The 16113-nt window shown below is 71.7% G+C and carries 12 protein-coding genes; 5 read left to right on the top strand and 7 right to left on the bottom strand.

Features of this window, described 5'->3' with window-relative positions; genetic code table 11:
- Positions 1-31: 31 nt before the first annotated feature.
- From OG462_RS37770 to OG462_RS37780, 3 genes are all read right to left on the bottom strand, one after another.
- Positions 32-1690: an FAD-dependent oxidoreductase gene (locus OG462_RS37770; protein ID WP_406064943.1), complete on the bottom strand. Its 1659-nt coding sequence runs from the start codon at positions 1688-1690 to the stop codon at positions 32-34.
- Positions 1691-1723: 33 nt separating this feature from the next.
- The gene (locus tag OG462_RS37775) at positions 1724-2635 is read right to left on the bottom strand and encodes a diiron oxygenase (RefSeq protein WP_406064945.1); all 912 of its coding nucleotides are present in this window, start codon (positions 2633-2635) and stop codon (positions 1724-1726) included.
- 205 nt (positions 2636-2840) lie between these two features.
- Positions 2841-4643 carry a S8 family peptidase gene (locus OG462_RS37780; protein ID WP_406064946.1) on the bottom strand — a complete coding sequence of 601 codons (1803 nt, stop codon included), beginning with the start codon at positions 4641-4643 and terminating at the stop codon, positions 2841-2843.
- A gap of 247 nt (positions 4644-4890) precedes the next feature.
- On the opposite strand from OG462_RS37780, the gene OG462_RS37785 reads away from it, so the two are divergent.
- Both OG462_RS37785 and OG462_RS37790 read left to right on the top strand, forming a co-directional pair.
- A complete protein-coding gene (locus OG462_RS37785; protein ID WP_406066866.1) occupies positions 4891-5253 on the top strand; it encodes a DUF1304 domain-containing protein in 363 nt (120 codons plus the stop codon).
- A gap of 16 nt (positions 5254-5269) precedes the next feature.
- On the top strand, positions 5270-5827 hold the full coding sequence (locus OG462_RS37790) for a TetR/AcrR family transcriptional regulator (RefSeq protein ID WP_406064948.1): 558 nt from the start codon (positions 5270-5272) through the stop codon (positions 5825-5827).
- Between the two features lie 72 nt (positions 5828-5899).
- Here OG462_RS37790 and OG462_RS37795 read toward each other — a convergent pair whose 3' ends face one another.
- Positions 5900-8926 carry a carbohydrate binding domain-containing protein gene (locus OG462_RS37795; protein WP_406064950.1) on the bottom strand — a complete coding sequence of 1009 codons (3027 nt, stop codon included), beginning with the start codon at positions 8924-8926 and terminating at the stop codon, positions 5900-5902.
- A gap of 226 nt (positions 8927-9152) precedes the next feature.
- On the opposite strand from OG462_RS37795, the gene OG462_RS37800 reads away from it, so the two are divergent.
- The gene (locus tag OG462_RS37800; RefSeq protein WP_406064952.1) at positions 9153-9527 is read left to right on the top strand and encodes a DUF2568 domain-containing protein; all 375 of its coding nucleotides are present in this window, start codon (positions 9153-9155) and stop codon (positions 9525-9527) included.
- Between the two features lie 24 nt (positions 9528-9551).
- Here the strand turns inward: OG462_RS37800 and OG462_RS37805 are convergent, their stop codons facing one another.
- Entirely contained in the window at positions 9552-10019 is a 468-nt protein-coding gene (locus OG462_RS37805) for a MarR family winged helix-turn-helix transcriptional regulator (protein ID WP_406064954.1), read from the bottom strand.
- 124 nt (positions 10020-10143) lie between these two features.
- Between OG462_RS37805 and OG462_RS37810 the strand changes: the two genes are divergently transcribed.
- The gene (locus tag OG462_RS37810) at positions 10144-11610 is read left to right on the top strand and encodes an MFS transporter (RefSeq protein WP_406064956.1); all 1467 of its coding nucleotides are present in this window, start codon (positions 10144-10146) and stop codon (positions 11608-11610) included.
- A gap of 78 nt (positions 11611-11688) precedes the next feature.
- Here the strand turns inward: OG462_RS37810 and OG462_RS37815 are convergent, their stop codons facing one another.
- Positions 11689-12519, bottom strand: coding sequence for a VOC family protein (locus tag OG462_RS37815; RefSeq protein ID WP_406064958.1), 831 nt, complete (start codon positions 12517-12519; stop codon positions 11689-11691).
- A 141-nt stretch (positions 12520-12660) separates the two neighbouring features.
- Here OG462_RS37815 and OG462_RS37820 point away from each other — a divergent pair, with 141 nt between their 5' ends.
- Positions 12661-13269, top strand: coding sequence for a GNAT family N-acetyltransferase (locus OG462_RS37820; protein WP_406064960.1), 609 nt, complete (start codon positions 12661-12663; stop codon positions 13267-13269).
- Here OG462_RS37820 and OG462_RS37825 read toward each other — a convergent pair.
- The gene (locus OG462_RS37825; protein ID WP_406064962.1) at positions 13245-16001 is read right to left on the bottom strand and encodes a fumarate reductase/succinate dehydrogenase flavoprotein subunit; all 2757 of its coding nucleotides are present in this window, start codon (positions 15999-16001) and stop codon (positions 13245-13247) included. The two genes, OG462_RS37820 and OG462_RS37825, sit on opposite strands and share 25 nt — an antisense overlap.
- Between the last annotated feature and the right edge of the window lie 112 nt (positions 16002-16113).

A 16113-nucleotide genomic window follows, 5' to 3' on the forward strand; every position in this document is an offset into this window, starting at 1 on the left:
TCCCGGGCCGGACGTCCGACGGTGCGGCCCCTCAGAACCTCAGGCGCCGGCGGCCGCTCCGCGCCGCCGCGACGAGCTCCGGCACCGTGGCGAGTTTGACCCGGGGGCGTCCCGTGTCCCGGCCCCTGGACCGCTCGGTCCGGTCGATGGCCGCGAGACCGCGCGCGTCGACGAGATGCCGACTACGCCTCCGCGCCAGCCGGCGGAATTCCCGCTCCGTGCCCGTCGGAGTCGGCAGCGTGCCGGCGACCGCGTCCGCGAGCAGTGTCCCGACGGTCTCCTCCGCGCAGGCCCGGTTGGCCCCGATGCCACCGGAGGGCCCCCGCTTTATCCAGCCGACGACATAGCCTCCGGGCAGCCCGGCCACCCGCCCGGCCACGTGCGGCACCGTGCCGGTCGCCTCGTCGAAGGGCAGCCCCGCCAGCGGGACGCCCCGGTAGCCGATCGCCCGGACGAGGAGACCCGCCCCGATCTCCGTACCGGACGACGATCCGTCCTCCGTGATCCGGACCGCGCGCACGGCGTCGGTGCCGACGGCCTCGACCGGGGCGGAGTGGAAGCGGAGCACGATCCGGCGCCGGTCCGGCGCCGGAGCCCCCGCCCAGTCCACGGTCTCCCGCGCCACGTCCCGCAGCAGCGCGGCCTTCTCCCCGTCCGCCGCCGCGTCCACGGCCGCGCCGGTGCGCGGGTCGCGGTCGTCGACGACCAGCTCCACGCCCGGCAGGTGCTTCAGGGCGAGCAGTTCGGAGTTCGTGTACGCCGCGTCCTCGGGACCCCGCCGGCCGAGCAGCACCACCTCGCGGACCCGGCTGCCGCGCAGCGCCGCGAGGGCGTGGTCGGCGATGTCCGTACCGGCGAGGGTGTCGGGGTCCGTGACGAGGACGCGGGCGACGTCGAGCGCCACGTTGCCGTTGCCGACGACGACGACCCGCTCCGCGGAGAGCCGGACGGCGTCCGCGTCGGTCTCGGGGTGCGCGTTGTACCAGGAGACGACGGAGGTCGCCGATACGCTGCCCGGCAGCTCCTCGCCGGGGATGCCGAGCCGCCGGTCGGAGGGCGCGCCCACCGCGTAGATCACCGCGTCGTGGTGCGCGGCCAGTTCCTCGACGGTGACCTCCTTGCCGATCTCCACACCCAGCCGCATCCGGACCCGGGGGTGGGCGTGGAAGCGGGCGAAGGTCTCGCCGGCTCCCCTGGTCGCCGGGTGGTCCGGCGCCACGCCGTACCGGACGAGCCCCCCGGCCACCGGCAGCCGGTCGATCAGGGTGACCTCGGCGCCGGTGTGCAGGAGCAGGTCCTCGGCGGCGTACATGCCCGCGGGTCCCGTGCCGACGACCGCGATCCGCAGCGGGGCGAAGTCGGCGGGCAGCGAGCGGGGGAACGAGGGCTCGGCCCATGGGTGGAAGTTCGGTGAGGCGAGGGCCGGTTCGGGCTTCCGGTCCGCGTAGTACTCGGCGTTGATGGCCTCGTACTCCCGCAGCCGTCCGGTGAGCCGGTCCGCCGGGAAGATCGCGTCGACGGGGCAGGCGTCGGCGCAGGCGCCGCAGTCGATGCATGCCACCGGGTCGACGTACAGCATCTCCGTGGTGCCGAAGTCCGGCTCCTCGGGCGTCGGATGGATGCAGTTGACCGGGCAGACGGCGACGCAGGTGGCGTCGTTGCAGCAGGTCTGGGTGATCGCGTAGGTCATGTCGTCGGCTCTGCTCTGCTCGGCTCGGAGGGATCAGACGAGGTGGGCGCGCTGGTAGAAGAAGAGCGCGGGCCGGGTCAGCATCCCGACGTCGGCCAGGAACTCCATCAGTCCGGCGCAACTGGCGCGCAGCTGTGCCTTGTAGTGCTCGTTGGCGGCCGCCTCGCGGCGGGCCCGCTCGGGGTCGAGTCCGGCCCGCACGTACACCTCCGGGTTCACCAGGCTGGTGACGATGTAGTACGCGGCGATGGCGACCACGAGGGCCTGGAAGTGACGGCGCGCCCTGCTCGCTCGTGCCAGGTTGCGGCGCGTCTCGTCGCGGGCGAACTTCATGTGCCGGGATTCCTCGACGACATGGATGTTGCTGATGGTGCGGACGAAGGGGACGACCCGCTCGTCGCGCATCCAGTCGCGCTGCATGACGTCGAGGACCTCCTCGGCGACGAGGATTCCCGCGTACGCGGCCTCGCCGAAGCCGACGGTCTTCAAGAAGCGCCCGAGTTCCAGCACGGCCCGCTTGGGCCGGTACGCGGGCGCGCCGAGCTTCTGGGAGCCGCGGGCGAACATGATCGAGTGCCGGCATTCGTCGGCGATCTCGGTGAGGGCCCACTGGAACCGGGGATCGGTGTGGTCCATGAGGTAGATGTCGCGGAGCACCATCTGCTGGAGGATCATCTCGAACCAGATGCCGGTGCTGGCGACCGAGGCGGTCTCCTGCCGGGTCAGCTCCTTGCGCTGCTCGTCGGTCATCTCGTTCCAGTAGGCCGTGCCGTAGAGGGAGTTCCACTCCGGGCTCTGTCCGTGGAAGTCCTTGTCGAGCGGAGTGTCCCAGTCGACCTCGACGGCGGGGTCGTACGAGAGCTTCGCGGCCGACCTGAGCAGCCGCTCGGCCGTGGAGCTGTCGTACTGACCCTCGTTCTCCGGGCGAACGGTGCTGTGTGCCATGGTGCGGCTCCTTGGATCGCGCGATCGGCGGCTCGGGCGCTTATTAGACATCACGTCTAGCAAGCTTGTTGGACGGAACGTATAGCAAGGGTCCCGGGCAGGCCTACCCCTCGGTACGGACTTTTTCTCGCGGGCACGCGAACGGGGCCGGAGCCCGTTGGGCTCCGGCCCCGTCAAGAGGTCGCGCGGTGTCGGAGGTTCAGGATCAGAAGGTCAGGTTCCAGGCGTCGATCTTGCCCGTGTCCTGGCTCGCGTTGTCGTTCACGCGGAGCTTCCAGACCCCGTTCGCGACCTCCGCCGAGGCGTTGACCGTGAACGTCTGGACGATGTTGTCCGTACCGCTGCCGGTCCGGTTGTGCACCGTGTACACGGTGCCGTCCGGAGCCACCAGATCGACCTTCAGGTCACCGATGTAGGTGTGCTTGACGTCCACGCCCACCTTGAGGGTGGCCGGGGCGTTGCCCGTCACGCCGCTGACCGTGATCGGGCTCTCCACCGTGGCGTTGTCGGCGATCGTGACATCGGTGAGGTTCTCGAAGTACGCGCCGGGCGGCGGGGTGGTGCCCCCGACGGCCTTCAGGGCGTCGGCCGCACCCTCACCGAAGAAGCCGTTCTTGGTCGTGGTGCCCTTGCAACGGGTGTCCGAGGGGCAGGCCTTGTCCGTGGCCTGGGCGCCCAGCTGGTCCCGGATCTGCGCCGGGGTGAACGTCGGGTTCACGCTCGCGATCAGTGCCGCGACACCCGTCACGTGCGGGGAGGCCATCGACGTACCGCTCATGGAGCCGTACTTGCCGCCCGGGAGCGTCGAGTAGACGCCGGTGGCACCGTCGCCGCCGGGGGCCGCGATGTCGATGACGCCGTTGCCGAAGTTCGAGTACGAGGCCTTGGCGCCGCCGCTGGCCTGCGAGGCGACCGTCACGACGCCCGGCAGCTCCGTCGGGATGTCGATGCAGGCGTTGGTGAGGGTGCGGGTGACCGGGGTCGAGTCGTTGGGGCTCTCGGAGTCGGTCGTCTTGTTCGCCAGGTCGTAGTCGGAGTTGCCGGCGGCGGCCACCTGGAGCGAACCCTTGCCCTCGGCGTACACCTGCGCCCGGCGGACACCTTCGATGATGGCGGCCTGGTCCACGTTGTCCGGGCAGTTGAACTGCCACGGGTCCGTGTAGTAGCTGTTGTTGGTGACCTTGAAGCCGTGGTCGCCGGCCCACATGAAGCCGCAGATCGTGTTCTCCGCGAAGAACAGGCTGCTGGTCGGCTCCGCGATGCGGACGGAGGAGATCTTCACGCCCGGCGCGACGCCGATGACGCCCTTGCCGTTCTTGGCGGCCGCGATCGTGCCCGCGACGTGCGTGCCGTGGGTGCCGACGTCACGCCAGGCACCCGCGCGCGTGTCCGCCTTGCCGTAGGCGCAGGAGGCCGAGTCGGCGGCGTTGAAGTTGGGAGCGATGTCCTGGTGCTGGTCGTCCACGCCGGTGTCGAGGACGCCGACCTTCACCGTCGCCGAACCGGTGGTGACCGCCCAGGCCTGCTCGGCCTTGATCTGCGTCATGTCCCAGCGGTTCGACTCCGTGAGCGTGGTCGTCGACTGCGCGGGGTTGGCGGGAAGCGCCGGGTTGTAGGCGTCGGCGGGGATGTCGGAGGTACGGGTCGCCCCGACCTGCTGGACACCGCCGACGGTACGCATCGCCGAGGCGAACGACGTGGACGTCGAGTGCGCCACGATCACGCCGATCGCGTCATAGGTGGCGAAGACCGAACCGCCGTTGGTCGCGACCGCGGCGCTGACCGCCGAGGTGCCGCCGGGCGCCGTGATCACCAGGTAGGCGCGGGTGCCCGCGGCCCAGGCGGCCGGAGCCGCCGCTGCCTTGGCGGACTGCGTCGTGGTGGCCGGGGTCGCCCCCGCCGAACGGGCCGCGACGGGCGCCGTGTCGGTCGGTGCTGCCTGGGCGAATCCCGCGGGAGCGGCGAGCGCCACGGCCGTGCCGAGCGCCGCGACGGCTATGGCCGACATTCTCGAGCGGCTGGATATGAGGGAAAACAATGCGTCCTCCGATGACCCGGTGGCGCGGGTGGCGCCCGCCGGGCCCTGTGATGTGTGGGGTGGACGCAAGATCCCAGAGTCGCGAGGCGGAAGGAAGCGTTCTGTCCGAGAAGCCTGTTCGTGTTACGCACTGTTGACCGGACGGGCGGATTTACTGGACAGGTGTCCATGTATAGTGGACATCTGTCCAGGAAATATGAACGCAGAGGAGACGACGGTGGAGACGACGGCGAACGTGCTGGTGGGCCTGGTGGCCGCCCTGCACGCGTACATCCTGGTTCTGGAGATGTTCCTGTGGGAGAAGAAGCCGGGGCGCAGCCTCTCGGGCTTCGACGCCGACATGGCCCGCGCGACCGCGCCGCTCGCCGCGAACCAGGGCCTCTACAACGGCTTCCTGGCCGCCGGACTCGTCTGGGGCCTGATCGCCGACGACCCGACCGGTTTCCGGGTCCAGGTCTTCTTCCTCAGCTGCGTCCTCATCGCCGGTCTCTACGGCGGCGTCACCGCCAACCGCCGCATCCTGGTCGCCCAGGCGCTCCCGGGGGCGCTCGCCCTCGGCGCCGTCCTGCTGAGCCGGTGACCGGACCGTGACCGCGATGCCCGGAGACCCCCGGGCGACCAGGACACGCGCCAAGCTCCGGCAGGCTCTCTTCGACGAGTGCGCCGAGCGCCCGCTGGCGGAGGTCACCATCGCCACGCTGGTGCGCAGGGCCGGGGTCGGCCGCGCCACCTTCTATGTCCACTACAGCGACCTGGAGGCGCTCGCCGTCGACGCCTGCGCCGACGTGGTCCGCGACGCGGTGGACGCCCTGCACGCCTGGCGGGGCACCCCCGACCCGGCCTCCCCGCCGCCCGCACTGCTCGGCTTCCTCGCCGAACTCGCCCCGCACGCGGGTCTCTACCGCGCCCTGCTGCGCCCGGGAGGCGGCGGACCGCTCGGCCTCGTCCTCCACGAGGACCTAAGGGCCCGCAGCTTCCACGAGCGCAGTCTGGCCGGCGCCCCCGAACCGGAGCTGATCGCCTCGGCGGTGGCCGCGACGTTCGCCGGAGTGCTCGCCGACTGGCTCCACGGCCTCGTCGAGGGCGACTCGGACCGGATCGCCCACCAGATCTGGCGCCTGCTGGTCACCCTGCACCGCACGCCGCTGACGTGAGCGGAGCCCGGCGACCAGGGGAACGGGCGGGAGGGTGTGCCTCCCGCCCCCTTCCTGTCGCCTGTGCGTGGGCTACTTCAGGTACGGGCCCGAGACGCCGATCCTGCCGGGGCCGTTCAGGACGTACACCCGCAGGTTGCCCTTGCCGGGGGCGCCGACCGAGAGCGTGCCGTTGCCGACGGTCTTCACGTCGCCGGTCACGGCGTCGGTGTACGTGCCGTTCGGGATGCCCGTGTACGTGGCGCCGCCGGAGATCGTGACCAGGGCGAAGCTGTCCGTACTCCCGCTGGTGTAGCGGCGCTTGAACGCCATGCCGCCCGAGATGCCCTCCGTGGAGTACTGGCCCGTCTGGAGCGCGGGGATCGCCCGGCGGATCTGGTTGAGCCGCTGCACGTGCTTCACCAGGGGCTGCTCCAGTGTGGTCGCGACCGCGCCGGAGGCCGAGGAGACCTGCGAGAAGTCGGAGGCCGTGACGGAGCCGGCGACGTGGTCGCCGAAGTACGCGCGGCCGGTCGTGGCGAGCGGGCAGGAGGGCCCGCAGTCGATCTTCTTGCCCTTCTGGAACTCGATCTCGGAGCCGTAGTACAGGGTCGGGATGCCGCGGAAGGTCCACATCAGGGACATGTTCTCGGCCCAGGCGTCGGTGCCGCCCGTGTACCGCTCGCTCGACTTGTTGGGGCCGTAGTCGTGGCTGTCGACGTAGACGACGTTGTAGGTGGCGTCGTTGTAACTGTCGTCCGAGTCCTTGCCGTTGGAGAAGGCGTTGTACGCGTCACCGAAGTTCATGTGCATGCGCATGTCGATGACGTTCATGCCCGAGAAGCGGCTGTGGTCGGGGGTGTGGTAACTGTTTCCGGACAGGAAGGCGTTGGTGGAGGTGGGCTGGCTCCCGGTGCCCTGCTGCTGCTCGTAGTCGTACATCTCCAGGGCGGCCTTGGCGTCGTCCGCGTCGTACTCCTTCCGCTCCTTCCAGGTGTAGAACTGCGCCGAGTGGTTCACCGAGCCGCGGTTCCACTTGTCGTTCACGAACGCGGCGACCTCGCCGAAGACGAAGAAGTTCTTCGCCGCCTCGGCACCGTGGCTCTGCGTCACCCGCTCCTGGATGGCGGGCAGGAAGCGGCGGTTCCAGGTGGTGCGCGGGATGTGCACGGCGGTGTCCACGCGGAAGCCGTCGACACCCATGTCGATGTACTTGTCGTAGGCGCCGATCAGGTAGTTCTGCACGGTCGGGTTCTCGGTGTCGAAGTCGGCGAGGTCCTCGTGCAGCCAGCACGAACGGGAGTCCTCCCCCTCCCAGTTGCCGATCCAGCACTGGTGGAAGAGCGCCTTCGGGAACATCCCGGACGTCGGGCTCGGCCACTGGCAGTTGTAGACGGTGTAGCCCTCGGCGCTCTTGCCGCCGGTGGGCTTGCCCCAGTTGAGGCAGGTGTTGCCGGCCGGCTCGGCCGTCGACCACAGATCGCCGTTGTAGTACGACTTCCCGGTCTTCGCGTCGATCGTCAGGCCGTCGTACTCGAAGCCCGGCTGCTTCTCGTCGTAGTACCAGCTCCACTGGCTGTCCCGCACGCCGTACACGGTGGGCGTGAAGAGGCCCTTGGCGCCCCAGCGGGAGGAGTGGTTGTAGACGACGTCCTGGTAGATCTTCATGCCCTTGGCGTGCGCGGCGTCGATCAGGTCCTGGTAGGAGGCGCCGGCCGACTCCAGGCGCGGGTCGACCTTGTAGAAGTCCCAGCCGTGGTAGCCGTGGTAGTCGTAGTCGGACCGGTTGAGCACCACCGGGGTGACCCATATCGCCGAGAAGCCGAGGGCTTTGACGTAGTCGAGCTTCTGGACGAGGCCCTTGAAGTCGCCCCGGAACATGGGGTCGTCGTTGGCCGCGTTGCCCGACTCGGTGTGCTGGCTTCCCCCGCGGTTGTTCGACGGGTCGCCGTCGTTGAAACGGGCGGTGAGGACGAAGTAGATCGGGTCCTTGCGCGGGTCGGTGCCGAGCGGCTTCCCCGTGCCTGGGTTCGCCGGCCTGGCCCCGGTGGTGGCGGTCGCGGGCGCCGACGCGGCGGAGACGTTGCCCGCGGCGTCCACGGCCTTCACCGTGTAGGTGTACGCGGTCCGCTCGGCGAGGCCCGTGTCGGAGAACACGGTGGAACCGACGTCGGTGACGACCGTCCCACCGCTGCCGCCCACCCGGGTGACCTGGTACTTCGTCACGCCCTTGTTGTCGGTGGCGGGGTCCCAGGTGAGCAGCACCGAGACGCCGTCCGCTGCGGCGGTGACCTTCGCGGGGGCGGTCGGGGCCTGGGTGTCGGGCACCTCGGCGGCGCACGGGTCGGCCGCGTTCGCCGTCACCACGTTGTTCCGTACGGTGCTGACGCCCGTGCCGATGGTGTAGTCGGCGCCCCCGTTGTTGTCCCAGGTGCCGTTGCCGTTGTTGAAGGCGGCCTTGAGGGAGGTGGCCGTCCCGAGGTCGGCCTCCCGCTTCCACCAGCCGGTGCAGGCGGCCTGCATGCCGACACCGGGGACCGTGGTCCAGGCGCCACCTGCCGGCTGGTAGTGGAAGTTGACGGTCGACCAGCCCAGGGCCTCGGTCGAGTAGTAGACGGTGGCCTTGGCGCCCGAGGTCGGCGTCGGCGTCGGCTCGGGTTCGGTTCCGGCGCAGGGGTCGGAGTGGGCGATCACCCCGTCCTTGACGGTGAGGGAGCCGGTGCCGAGGGCGTAGTTCTTGCCGCCGTTGTTGTCCCAGGTGCCGCTGCCGTTGTTGAAGGTGGCCTGGAGCCCGGCGGCCGTACCGAGGGTGACGGTCTTCTTCACCCAGTCCGTACAGGCGGCCTCCATGGCCACGCCGGGGACGGTGGTCCAGGAGCCGCCGTCGGGGGCCCAATGGAGGTTGTACAGCGCCCAGTTCTTGGTCTTCGTCCAGTAGAAGACCGTCGCGGTGTTCTCGGCGGTCGCCGCGACCGGGGCGGTGCGCGGGTCGGCGTCGGGGGAGAGGGCGCCGGACGGCGCGGCCACCAGGCCGAGGATGCCGGCGCCGACGGCCAGGGCGGCCGACGGACGTAGGGGCAGCCGTCTGTGAGTGCGTGTCAGTCCGCGGGTGCGTGTCATCCGAATCTCCAGGCAGGACCGCGCGTCACCGGGCAGACCTCTGCCCCGGACGGGAGTCGAAGCCCTTTGGAAACGCTGTCGGAAACTTGCAGAAACATCTTGCGTGGCCGGAACGTATCGCCACGCGACTGCCTCGTAAAGGGTTCTGGCGGAAGTCCGGCGTGCGGAAGCGTGGAAGTGTGATGATCTCTGTCGGTCGCACCGGTGACGTAGGAAGGCACATCCGATGAAGCTCCCCGGCCCCCTGTATGTGCTCAACGAGGGGCTGGCGTTCCTCCTGGAGCTGGCGGCCCTGGCCGTCCTCGCCCGGTGGGGATGGGAGAGCGCGGAGACCTTCGCTCCGCGCCTCCTGCTCGCTGTCGCCGCGCCCACGGCGGCGGCCGTCCTGTGGGGGATGTTCGCCGCTCCGAAGGCCCGTGTGCGGGTGCCCTTGGCGGGTGTTCTGGCCGTGAAGGCGCTGGTGTTCGGCGCCGCGGCGGCCGCGCTCCACGCCCTGGGGCGGGACGGCTGGGCCATCGCCTTCGCCGTCGTCGTCGTGGTCAACACCGCCCTGGCCACGGCGGATCGCCGGGGCCGGGTGGCGGCCCGAGCGGCTCTCTGACGACCCCTTGCGGGGGTGGTCGCGTCAGGGTCGCGGCCAGGGGCGCCCCTCCAGGCGCTCGATGTCCCGGTTGAAGCGTTCGAGGAAGGCCGCGAAGCGGGCCACGTCCTCGGGCGACCAGTGCTCCATGACCCGGTCGAGACCCTCGATGTTCGAGGTCCGGTCGGCCTCCAGGCGCTGCTCGCCCTCCTCCGTGATGCGGAACTTACGGGCGATCCCGCCCTCGGGGTCGGGGATGCGCTCCACGACCCCGGCGCGCAGCATCGCCGCGGTCTGCCGGTTGAGGGTGGAGGCGTCGAGCCCGAAGGCCTCGCTGAGCTGCCCGATGGACATCGGCCCGTGCATGCGGATACGGCTCAGCAGGACGTAGGCGCTGCGGTCCAGGTGGCCGCCGGCGGCCCGGGAGCGGGGCGCGTACAGATGGGCGTGCCGACCGAGCAGCATGGTCTCGAACTCGACCAGGTGAATGGGTTTGTCCACGGGCTTGTCCATGAGGCCATTGTCCCTCGCGGAGATCGAATGTGCATCATGCACGACTTGTGTATGACGCCAATGATGTGCAGTATGCATAGAGAGCTATGGCGGACGACCGCCGTGGACGATCGAGGGAGAACACGTGGACGGCTCCAAGCCCGACGCCCGAACCGGAGGCGTCGTCGGCGTCCTCGCGCTCGCGGGCATCGTGGCCGCACTCATGCAGACCCTGGTGGTGCCGCTCATCGGCGACCTCCCGAAGCTGCTCGACACCAGCGCGTCCAACGCCTCCTGGGTGATCACCGCCACCCTGCTCGCGGGCGCCGTCGCCACTCCCGTGGCCGGCCGGCTCGGCGACACCCTCGGCAAGCGGCGGGTCCTGCTCGTCTCCGTCATCCCGCTGATCGCCGGCTCGGTGGTCTGCGCGCTCGCCTCCTCCGTCGTCCCGATGATCGTCGGACGCGGTCTCCAGGGCCTCGGCATGGGCGTCGTACCGCTCGGCATCAGCCTGCTGCGCGACATCCTCCCGCCCGAGAAGCTGGGCGGCTCCATCGCCCTGATGAGCGCCTCCATGGGCGTCGGCGGCGCCCTCGGCCTGCCGTTCTCCGCCGCCGTCGCCGAGAACGCCAGCTGGCGCGTCCTCTTCTGGGTCGCCGCGGCACTCAGCATCGTGGTGGGCTTCCTGATCTGGCGCGTCGCCCCCGCCGGACACCGCGCCGCCGCCCCCGGCCGTTTCGACATGGCGGGCGCGCTCGGTCTCGGCGTCGGGCTCGTCGCCCTGCTGCTCGCCGTCTCCAAGGGGGCCACCTGGGGCTGGGACAGCGGCACCACCCTCGGCCTGCTCGCTGTCGCAGTGGTCGTCCTGCTCACCTGGGGCTGGTGGGAGCTGCGTACCAGGGATCCCCTCGTCGACCTGCGCGTCACCGCCCGCCCGGTCGTCCTGATGACCAACATGGCGTCGATCCTGGTCGGATTCGCCATGTACGCGCAGTCCCTGGTCGTCCCGCAGCTCTTCCAGCTGCCCGAGGCGACCGGCTACGGGCTCGGCCAGTCGATGATGGCCATGGGCCTGTGGATGGCCCCGGCCGGCCTGATGATGATGATCCTCGCGCCGCTCGGCGCCAAGCTCTCCGCCGCCCGCGGCCCCAAGGTCACGCTCTCCGTCGGCGCCCTCGTCATCGCCACCGGATACGGTTCCTCGCTCGCGCTGATGGGCACCACCTGGGGCCTGCTCGTCGTGACCCTCATCTGCAACACGGGTGTGGGACTCGCCTACGGGGCCATGCCGGCGCTCATCATGGGCGCGGTCCCGCAGGAGGAGACCGCGTCCGCCAACAGCTTCAACACCCTGATGCGGTCCATCGGCACCTCCGTCTCGGCCGCCGTGATCGGTGTCGTCCTCGCCCAGATGACCACCACCCTGGGCGGCCACGCGCTGCCGTCCGAGGACGGCTTCCGCGTCGCCATGCTCATCGGCTGCGGCGTCGGCCTGGTGGCCGCTGTCGTCGCCGCGTTCATCCCGAGCAGGGTCGCCGCCGCGCCGGCCGGCGACGCGGCGGGCGTGGAACCGGGGGCCGCACCGCGCGCCGCCACCGAGGCCGCTGCCTGAGTGACGGCGGGCACCGGCCGACGAGCGGTGCGGGCACGGGAAGAAGACCCGGGCCCGCACCGCTCACCGGTTCACCGGTCAGCCCTTGTCGTCCTCGGCCGCGTCGAGGGTGAACAGCGCACCCTCCGGGTCCCGTACGACCACCGCCCGGCGCTCGTCGGCCGCCTTCGCGCCGCGCACCCCGCCCCAGTCGCCGCCGGGTACGACCGACCCGCCGTGAGCCACGACCGCCACCGCGGCCGCCTCCGGATCCGGCACCCGGAACCGCACCAGCCAGCGCGGACGCAGCTGCGGCCGGGGCGAACCGGACTCGACCGGCCCGCTGTTCAGCCGGGCGACGGCCTCGCCGTCGCGCCGCAGCACCACCTTGTCCTGCTCGTACGAGACCTCCACACCGCCGGGCCCCCCGTCCGCCCAGCGGAGCACCTCCCCGTAGAACACGGCCGCCTCGAAGGCGTCCCGGGTGTGCAACTCCAGCCAGGCGGGCGCCGAGTGCATCCCGATGTGCAGGCGGGTCTCCGTCCGTCCCTCCCAGACGCCGAACGCCGCGCCCTCGCGGTCGGTGGCGAGCGCGGCACGCCCGTGGGGCGGATAGGCGACCGGCCCCACGCCGACCGTGCCGCCACGCTCCCGGATCCGCGCCACCGCCTCGTCCGCGTCCTCCACGGTGAAGATCGCCGTCCAGGCCACCCGTACGGACAGCTCGTTCGCCACCGCCGCGATCACGGCGACGGGCTTCTCGCCCAGCTGACCCACCGAGTACTCCCGCTCCTCGCCGCCCCGCCGGAACGTCCAGCCCAGCACGGCCCCGTAGAAGCGCTCCGCCACGTCGAGATCCCGCGCGGTCAGACTCAGCCAGCACGGTGCTCCCACCGCCTCTCCGGTCGTCGGCCCCGACACCGGCACCACCTCCTCGTCGTCCTGCTCGCTGCGTGCGTCGTGCGCCCCTTCCCCGGTACGCCTCCCCGCATGCGCGCACTCACCCGAGTGCCGCCGATCACCACACGCCCGGGTGCGCGGACCCCCGGTCGCGGGGGTTACCGTCCGGTCATGAACCGCCCGCAGCCCCCACTCCGAGAAACCACCGGCACCGGTACGGACCCGTCGGCCCCGCCCCTGCTGCTGCGGCCCTGGTCGTACGAGGACGCCGAGCCGCTCGTACGCCACCACCGGGACCCGCAGCTGCGCGCTTGGCTCGCCACCCATCTGGACACGACCCGGCAGGCGCGCGCGTGGGTGGACGCGCAGAACGCCGGCTGGGCGGCCGGGACGAGGGCGGCCTTCGCGGTCGTCGAAGAGACGACGACCGGGCTCACGGAGCCGCTCGGTCACATCGCCGTCACCGGTGGGGGAGCGGCAGCCGTACGCGTCGGCTACTGGACCGCGCCGGAGGCACGCGGGCGCGGGATCGCCTCCCGGGCGCTGTCCCTCGTCGCCCGGTGGGCGGCGGACGAGGACAGCCCCTTCGCCGGCCGCGCCCTGGAACTCGTCCACGCCGTCGGCAACGAGGGATCGTGCCGGACCGCGCTCGCCTGCGGCTTTCCCCTCACCGGGACGCTTCCCGCCGAGCCGCCCGCCCGGCCGCGCGCCCAGCACCTCCACACGGCGACCGCCCCGTGGACTCCGCCCCGGCTTCAGCGCGCCGCGCGGGCGGCGTAGGCACGTACGTCCGCGTCGGGGTCGTCGGACGCCCCGGCGAGTGCCGTACGGGCCGTGGGATCGGCCCGGTGGGCGAGAAGCGAGAGGACGGCGGCCTTCCTGACGTCCGCGTTCGCGTCGGCGAGCGCTTTCGCCAGTGCGGGGACGGCCAGGTCGGCCGGAGCGGCCCGGAGGGCGGTCGCGGCGCCGGACCGGACCTGCCAGGCGGCATCGCCGAGAGCGGCCCCGGTGCTCGCCGCGTACGCGGGCGGGCAGCCGGTGCCCGCCAGGGCCGCGAGCGCCGCGCCCCGGACCAGCGGGTCGGGGTCGTCGAGCAGCGGGCCGAGCGGTTCGGGCGCCGGATTCCGTACGGCGGCGAGACCCCGGGCCACCGCGACCCGGACCTCACGGGCCGGATCGGCGGCCGCCACCGCCAGCTCCGTGACCGCGTCCACCGAGACGAGGGCCCGCACAGCCTGGACCCGTACCTCCACCGTCGTGTCGGTGAGCGCCCCGCCGTACAGGGCGGCGTCCCCGAGCCGCAGGGCCCGCAGGACCTCCAGCGCGGCGGACCGTACGGCCGGGTCGGGCAAGGCGAGCGCCTCCCGCAGACCGTCCCCGAGCTCCGGCTCGGCGGGCAGGACCTCGACCAGCTCACGCAGGGCGGCCGAGGCGGCGGCCCGTACGAGAGGCGAGTCGTCCCGCAGCCGCGCGGCGAGCACGGGTCCGGTGCCGACGGGCGCGGTCTCGCCGAGAGCGGTGACGGCGGCGGCCCGTACGGCGGGATCGGTGTCGTCCAGGTAGGGGCCGAGGGCGTCGAGGTCGGGGGAGTCCTCGACGAGCGAGAGGAGTCGGAGCAGACGGGGGTGAGGGGCCTCGACCGGTGGGGCTCCGACCGCGATCTGCGGGTCCGTGTCCGTGTTCGTGTCCGCGCTCGCGTCCGTGTGCGGACGCGCCGCCGGAGCCGTGTCCCGGGGGCCGGCCGTGGCGACAGGGACCAGCTCCACCTCGCCGAGGTGCCGTTCCGGACCACCGGGCGGCGCGAACTCGGGCACCGGCACCAGATACGGCTCGACCGGCCGCGCCGTGAACTCCATAGCCCCGGAAGGCGACTTGCGCAGATCCAGGTGGTGCAGCCAGCCCGCGTCGTCCCGCTCCGGGTGGTCGAGCCGCTCGTGGTAGAGACCCCAGCGCGACTCCGTCCGGGCGAGCGAGGCCCGCGCCGCCATCTCGGCGCAGTCCCGGATGAACGACACCTCCGCGCACCGCATCAACTCGTGCGCCGTACGCGCCCCCATCCCTGCGATCTCGCCCGACATGCGGGTGAACGCCTCGACGGCCAGGGAGAGTTTTGCGCCGGTCTTCGGCGGCGCCACGTAGTCGTTGACGAACCGACGCAGTTTGTACTCGACCTGGGGCTGCGGCGGCCCCTCCGGACGGCGCAGCGGCCGGTACACGAGTTCATGGGCGGCCGCGAGCTGCTCGCCGTCCAACTCTCCCTCGTACGCGGTGTACTGGGACGCGTCCTCGCCCGCCAGGTCGCCGAAGACGAACGCGCCGATCATGTAGTTGTGCGGTACGGAGGCCAGGTCGCCGGCCGCGTACAGCCGGGGCACGGTCGTCCGGGCGTGGGAGTCCACCCGTACCCCCGAGGCCGAGTGACCGCCGCACAGGCCGATCTCCGAGATGTGCATCTCGATGTCATGGGTCCGGTAGTCGTGCCCGCGGCCCTCGTGGAAGGTGCCGCGCGTGGGCCGCTCCGTGGTGTGCAGGATCGACTCGACCGCGCCGATGGTCTCCTCGGGGAGATGGCTCAGCTTGAGGTACACCGGGGCCCGGTCCGAGGCGAGTTCGGCCGCGAACTCGGCCATCATCTGCCCCGACCAGTAGTCCGACTCCACGAACCGTTCGCCGTGCCGGTTCACCTGGTAGCCGCCGAAGGGGTTGGCGACATAGGCGCAGGCCGGGCCGTTGTAGTCCTTGATCAGGGGGTTGATCTGGAAGCACTCGATCCCGGTGAGCGCCGCGCCCGCGTGGTACGCCATGGCATAGCCGTCGCCCGCGTTCGTCGGGTTCTCGTAGGTGCCGTACAGATAGCCGGAGGCCGGCAGACCGAGGCGCCCGCACGGGCCCGTGGCCAGGATCACGGCGCCCGCCCGGACGACGACGAACTCGCCCGTGCGGGTGTGGAACCCGGCCGCGCCGATCGCCCGCCCGTCGTCGGGGTGGGTGAGGACGCGGACCGGCATGACCCGGTTCTCGATCCGGATCCGCTCCCGCATCTCGCGCCGCCGCAACTGCCGGTAGAGGACCTTCTTGACGTCCTTGCCCTCGGGCATCGGCAGGACGTACGAGCCGGACCGGTGCACCTGCCGGACCGCGTACTCGCCGTGCTCGTCCTTCTCGAACTTCACCCCGTACGACTCGAGGCGCTGGACCATGCCGAAGCCGCGGGTCGCCGTCTGGCGGACCGTCGACTGGTCCACGAGGCCGTCGTTGGCGCGGGTGATCTCGGCGACGTAGTCGTCGGGTTCGGCGCGGCCGGGCACGACCGCGTTGTTGACGCCGTCCATGCCCATGGCGAGGGCGCCGGAATGCCGGACGTGTGCCTTCTCCAGGAGCAGGACGTTCGCCCCGCGCTCGGCGGCGGTCAGCGCGGCCATCGTGCCGGCGGTGCCGCCGCCGATGACGAGCACGTCGCAGGAGAGCTCGGTGGCGTCGGCGAGGTCGGGCACGGTCAGGGGGGTGTCCACGGGGTGCCTTTCGAAGCTTCGGGGATCGGCTGGCCGGGGCCGGGGCGAGGTCCGGGGGTCCGGGGTCCGGATGTGTGTCGCGGTGTCGGTGTCCTTCCGGCGGAGGTCCGGC

Origin of the sequence: Streptomyces sp. NBC_01077, from assembly GCF_045162855.1 — a bacterium.
GTDB lineage: Bacteria > Actinomycetota > Actinomycetes > Streptomycetales > Streptomycetaceae > Streptomyces.

What these genes read in the sequence shown, in the direction of transcription:
- OG462_RS37770 (WP_406064943.1), bottom strand. Translation starts at nt 1,690, where the DNA reads ATGACCTACGCGATCACCCAGACCTGCTGCAACGACGCCACCTGCGTC.
- OG462_RS37800 (WP_406064952.1), top strand. Translation starts at nt 9,153, where the DNA reads ATGAAGCTCCCCGGCCCCCTGTATGTGCTCAACGAGGGGCTGGCGTTC.
- OG462_RS37820 (WP_406064960.1), top strand. Translation starts at nt 12,661, where the DNA reads ATGAACCGCCCGCAGCCCCCACTCCGAGAAACCACCGGCACCGGTACG.
- OG462_RS37790 (WP_406064948.1), top strand. Translation starts at nt 5,270, where the DNA reads ATGCCCGGAGACCCCCGGGCGACCAGGACACGCGCCAAGCTCCGGCAG.
- OG462_RS37805 (WP_406064954.1), bottom strand. Translation starts at nt 10,019, where the DNA reads ATGGACAAGCCCGTGGACAAACCCATTCACCTGGTCGAGTTCGAGACC.
- OG462_RS37775 (WP_406064945.1), bottom strand. Translation starts at nt 2,635, where the DNA reads ATGGCACACAGCACCGTTCGCCCGGAGAACGAGGGTCAGTACGACAGC.
- OG462_RS37780 (WP_406064946.1), bottom strand. Translation starts at nt 4,643, where the DNA reads ATGTCGGCCATAGCCGTCGCGGCGCTCGGCACGGCCGTGGCGCTCGCC.
- OG462_RS37795 (WP_406064950.1), bottom strand. Translation starts at nt 8,926, where the DNA reads ATGACACGCACCCGCGGACTGACACGCACTCACAGACGGCTGCCCCTA.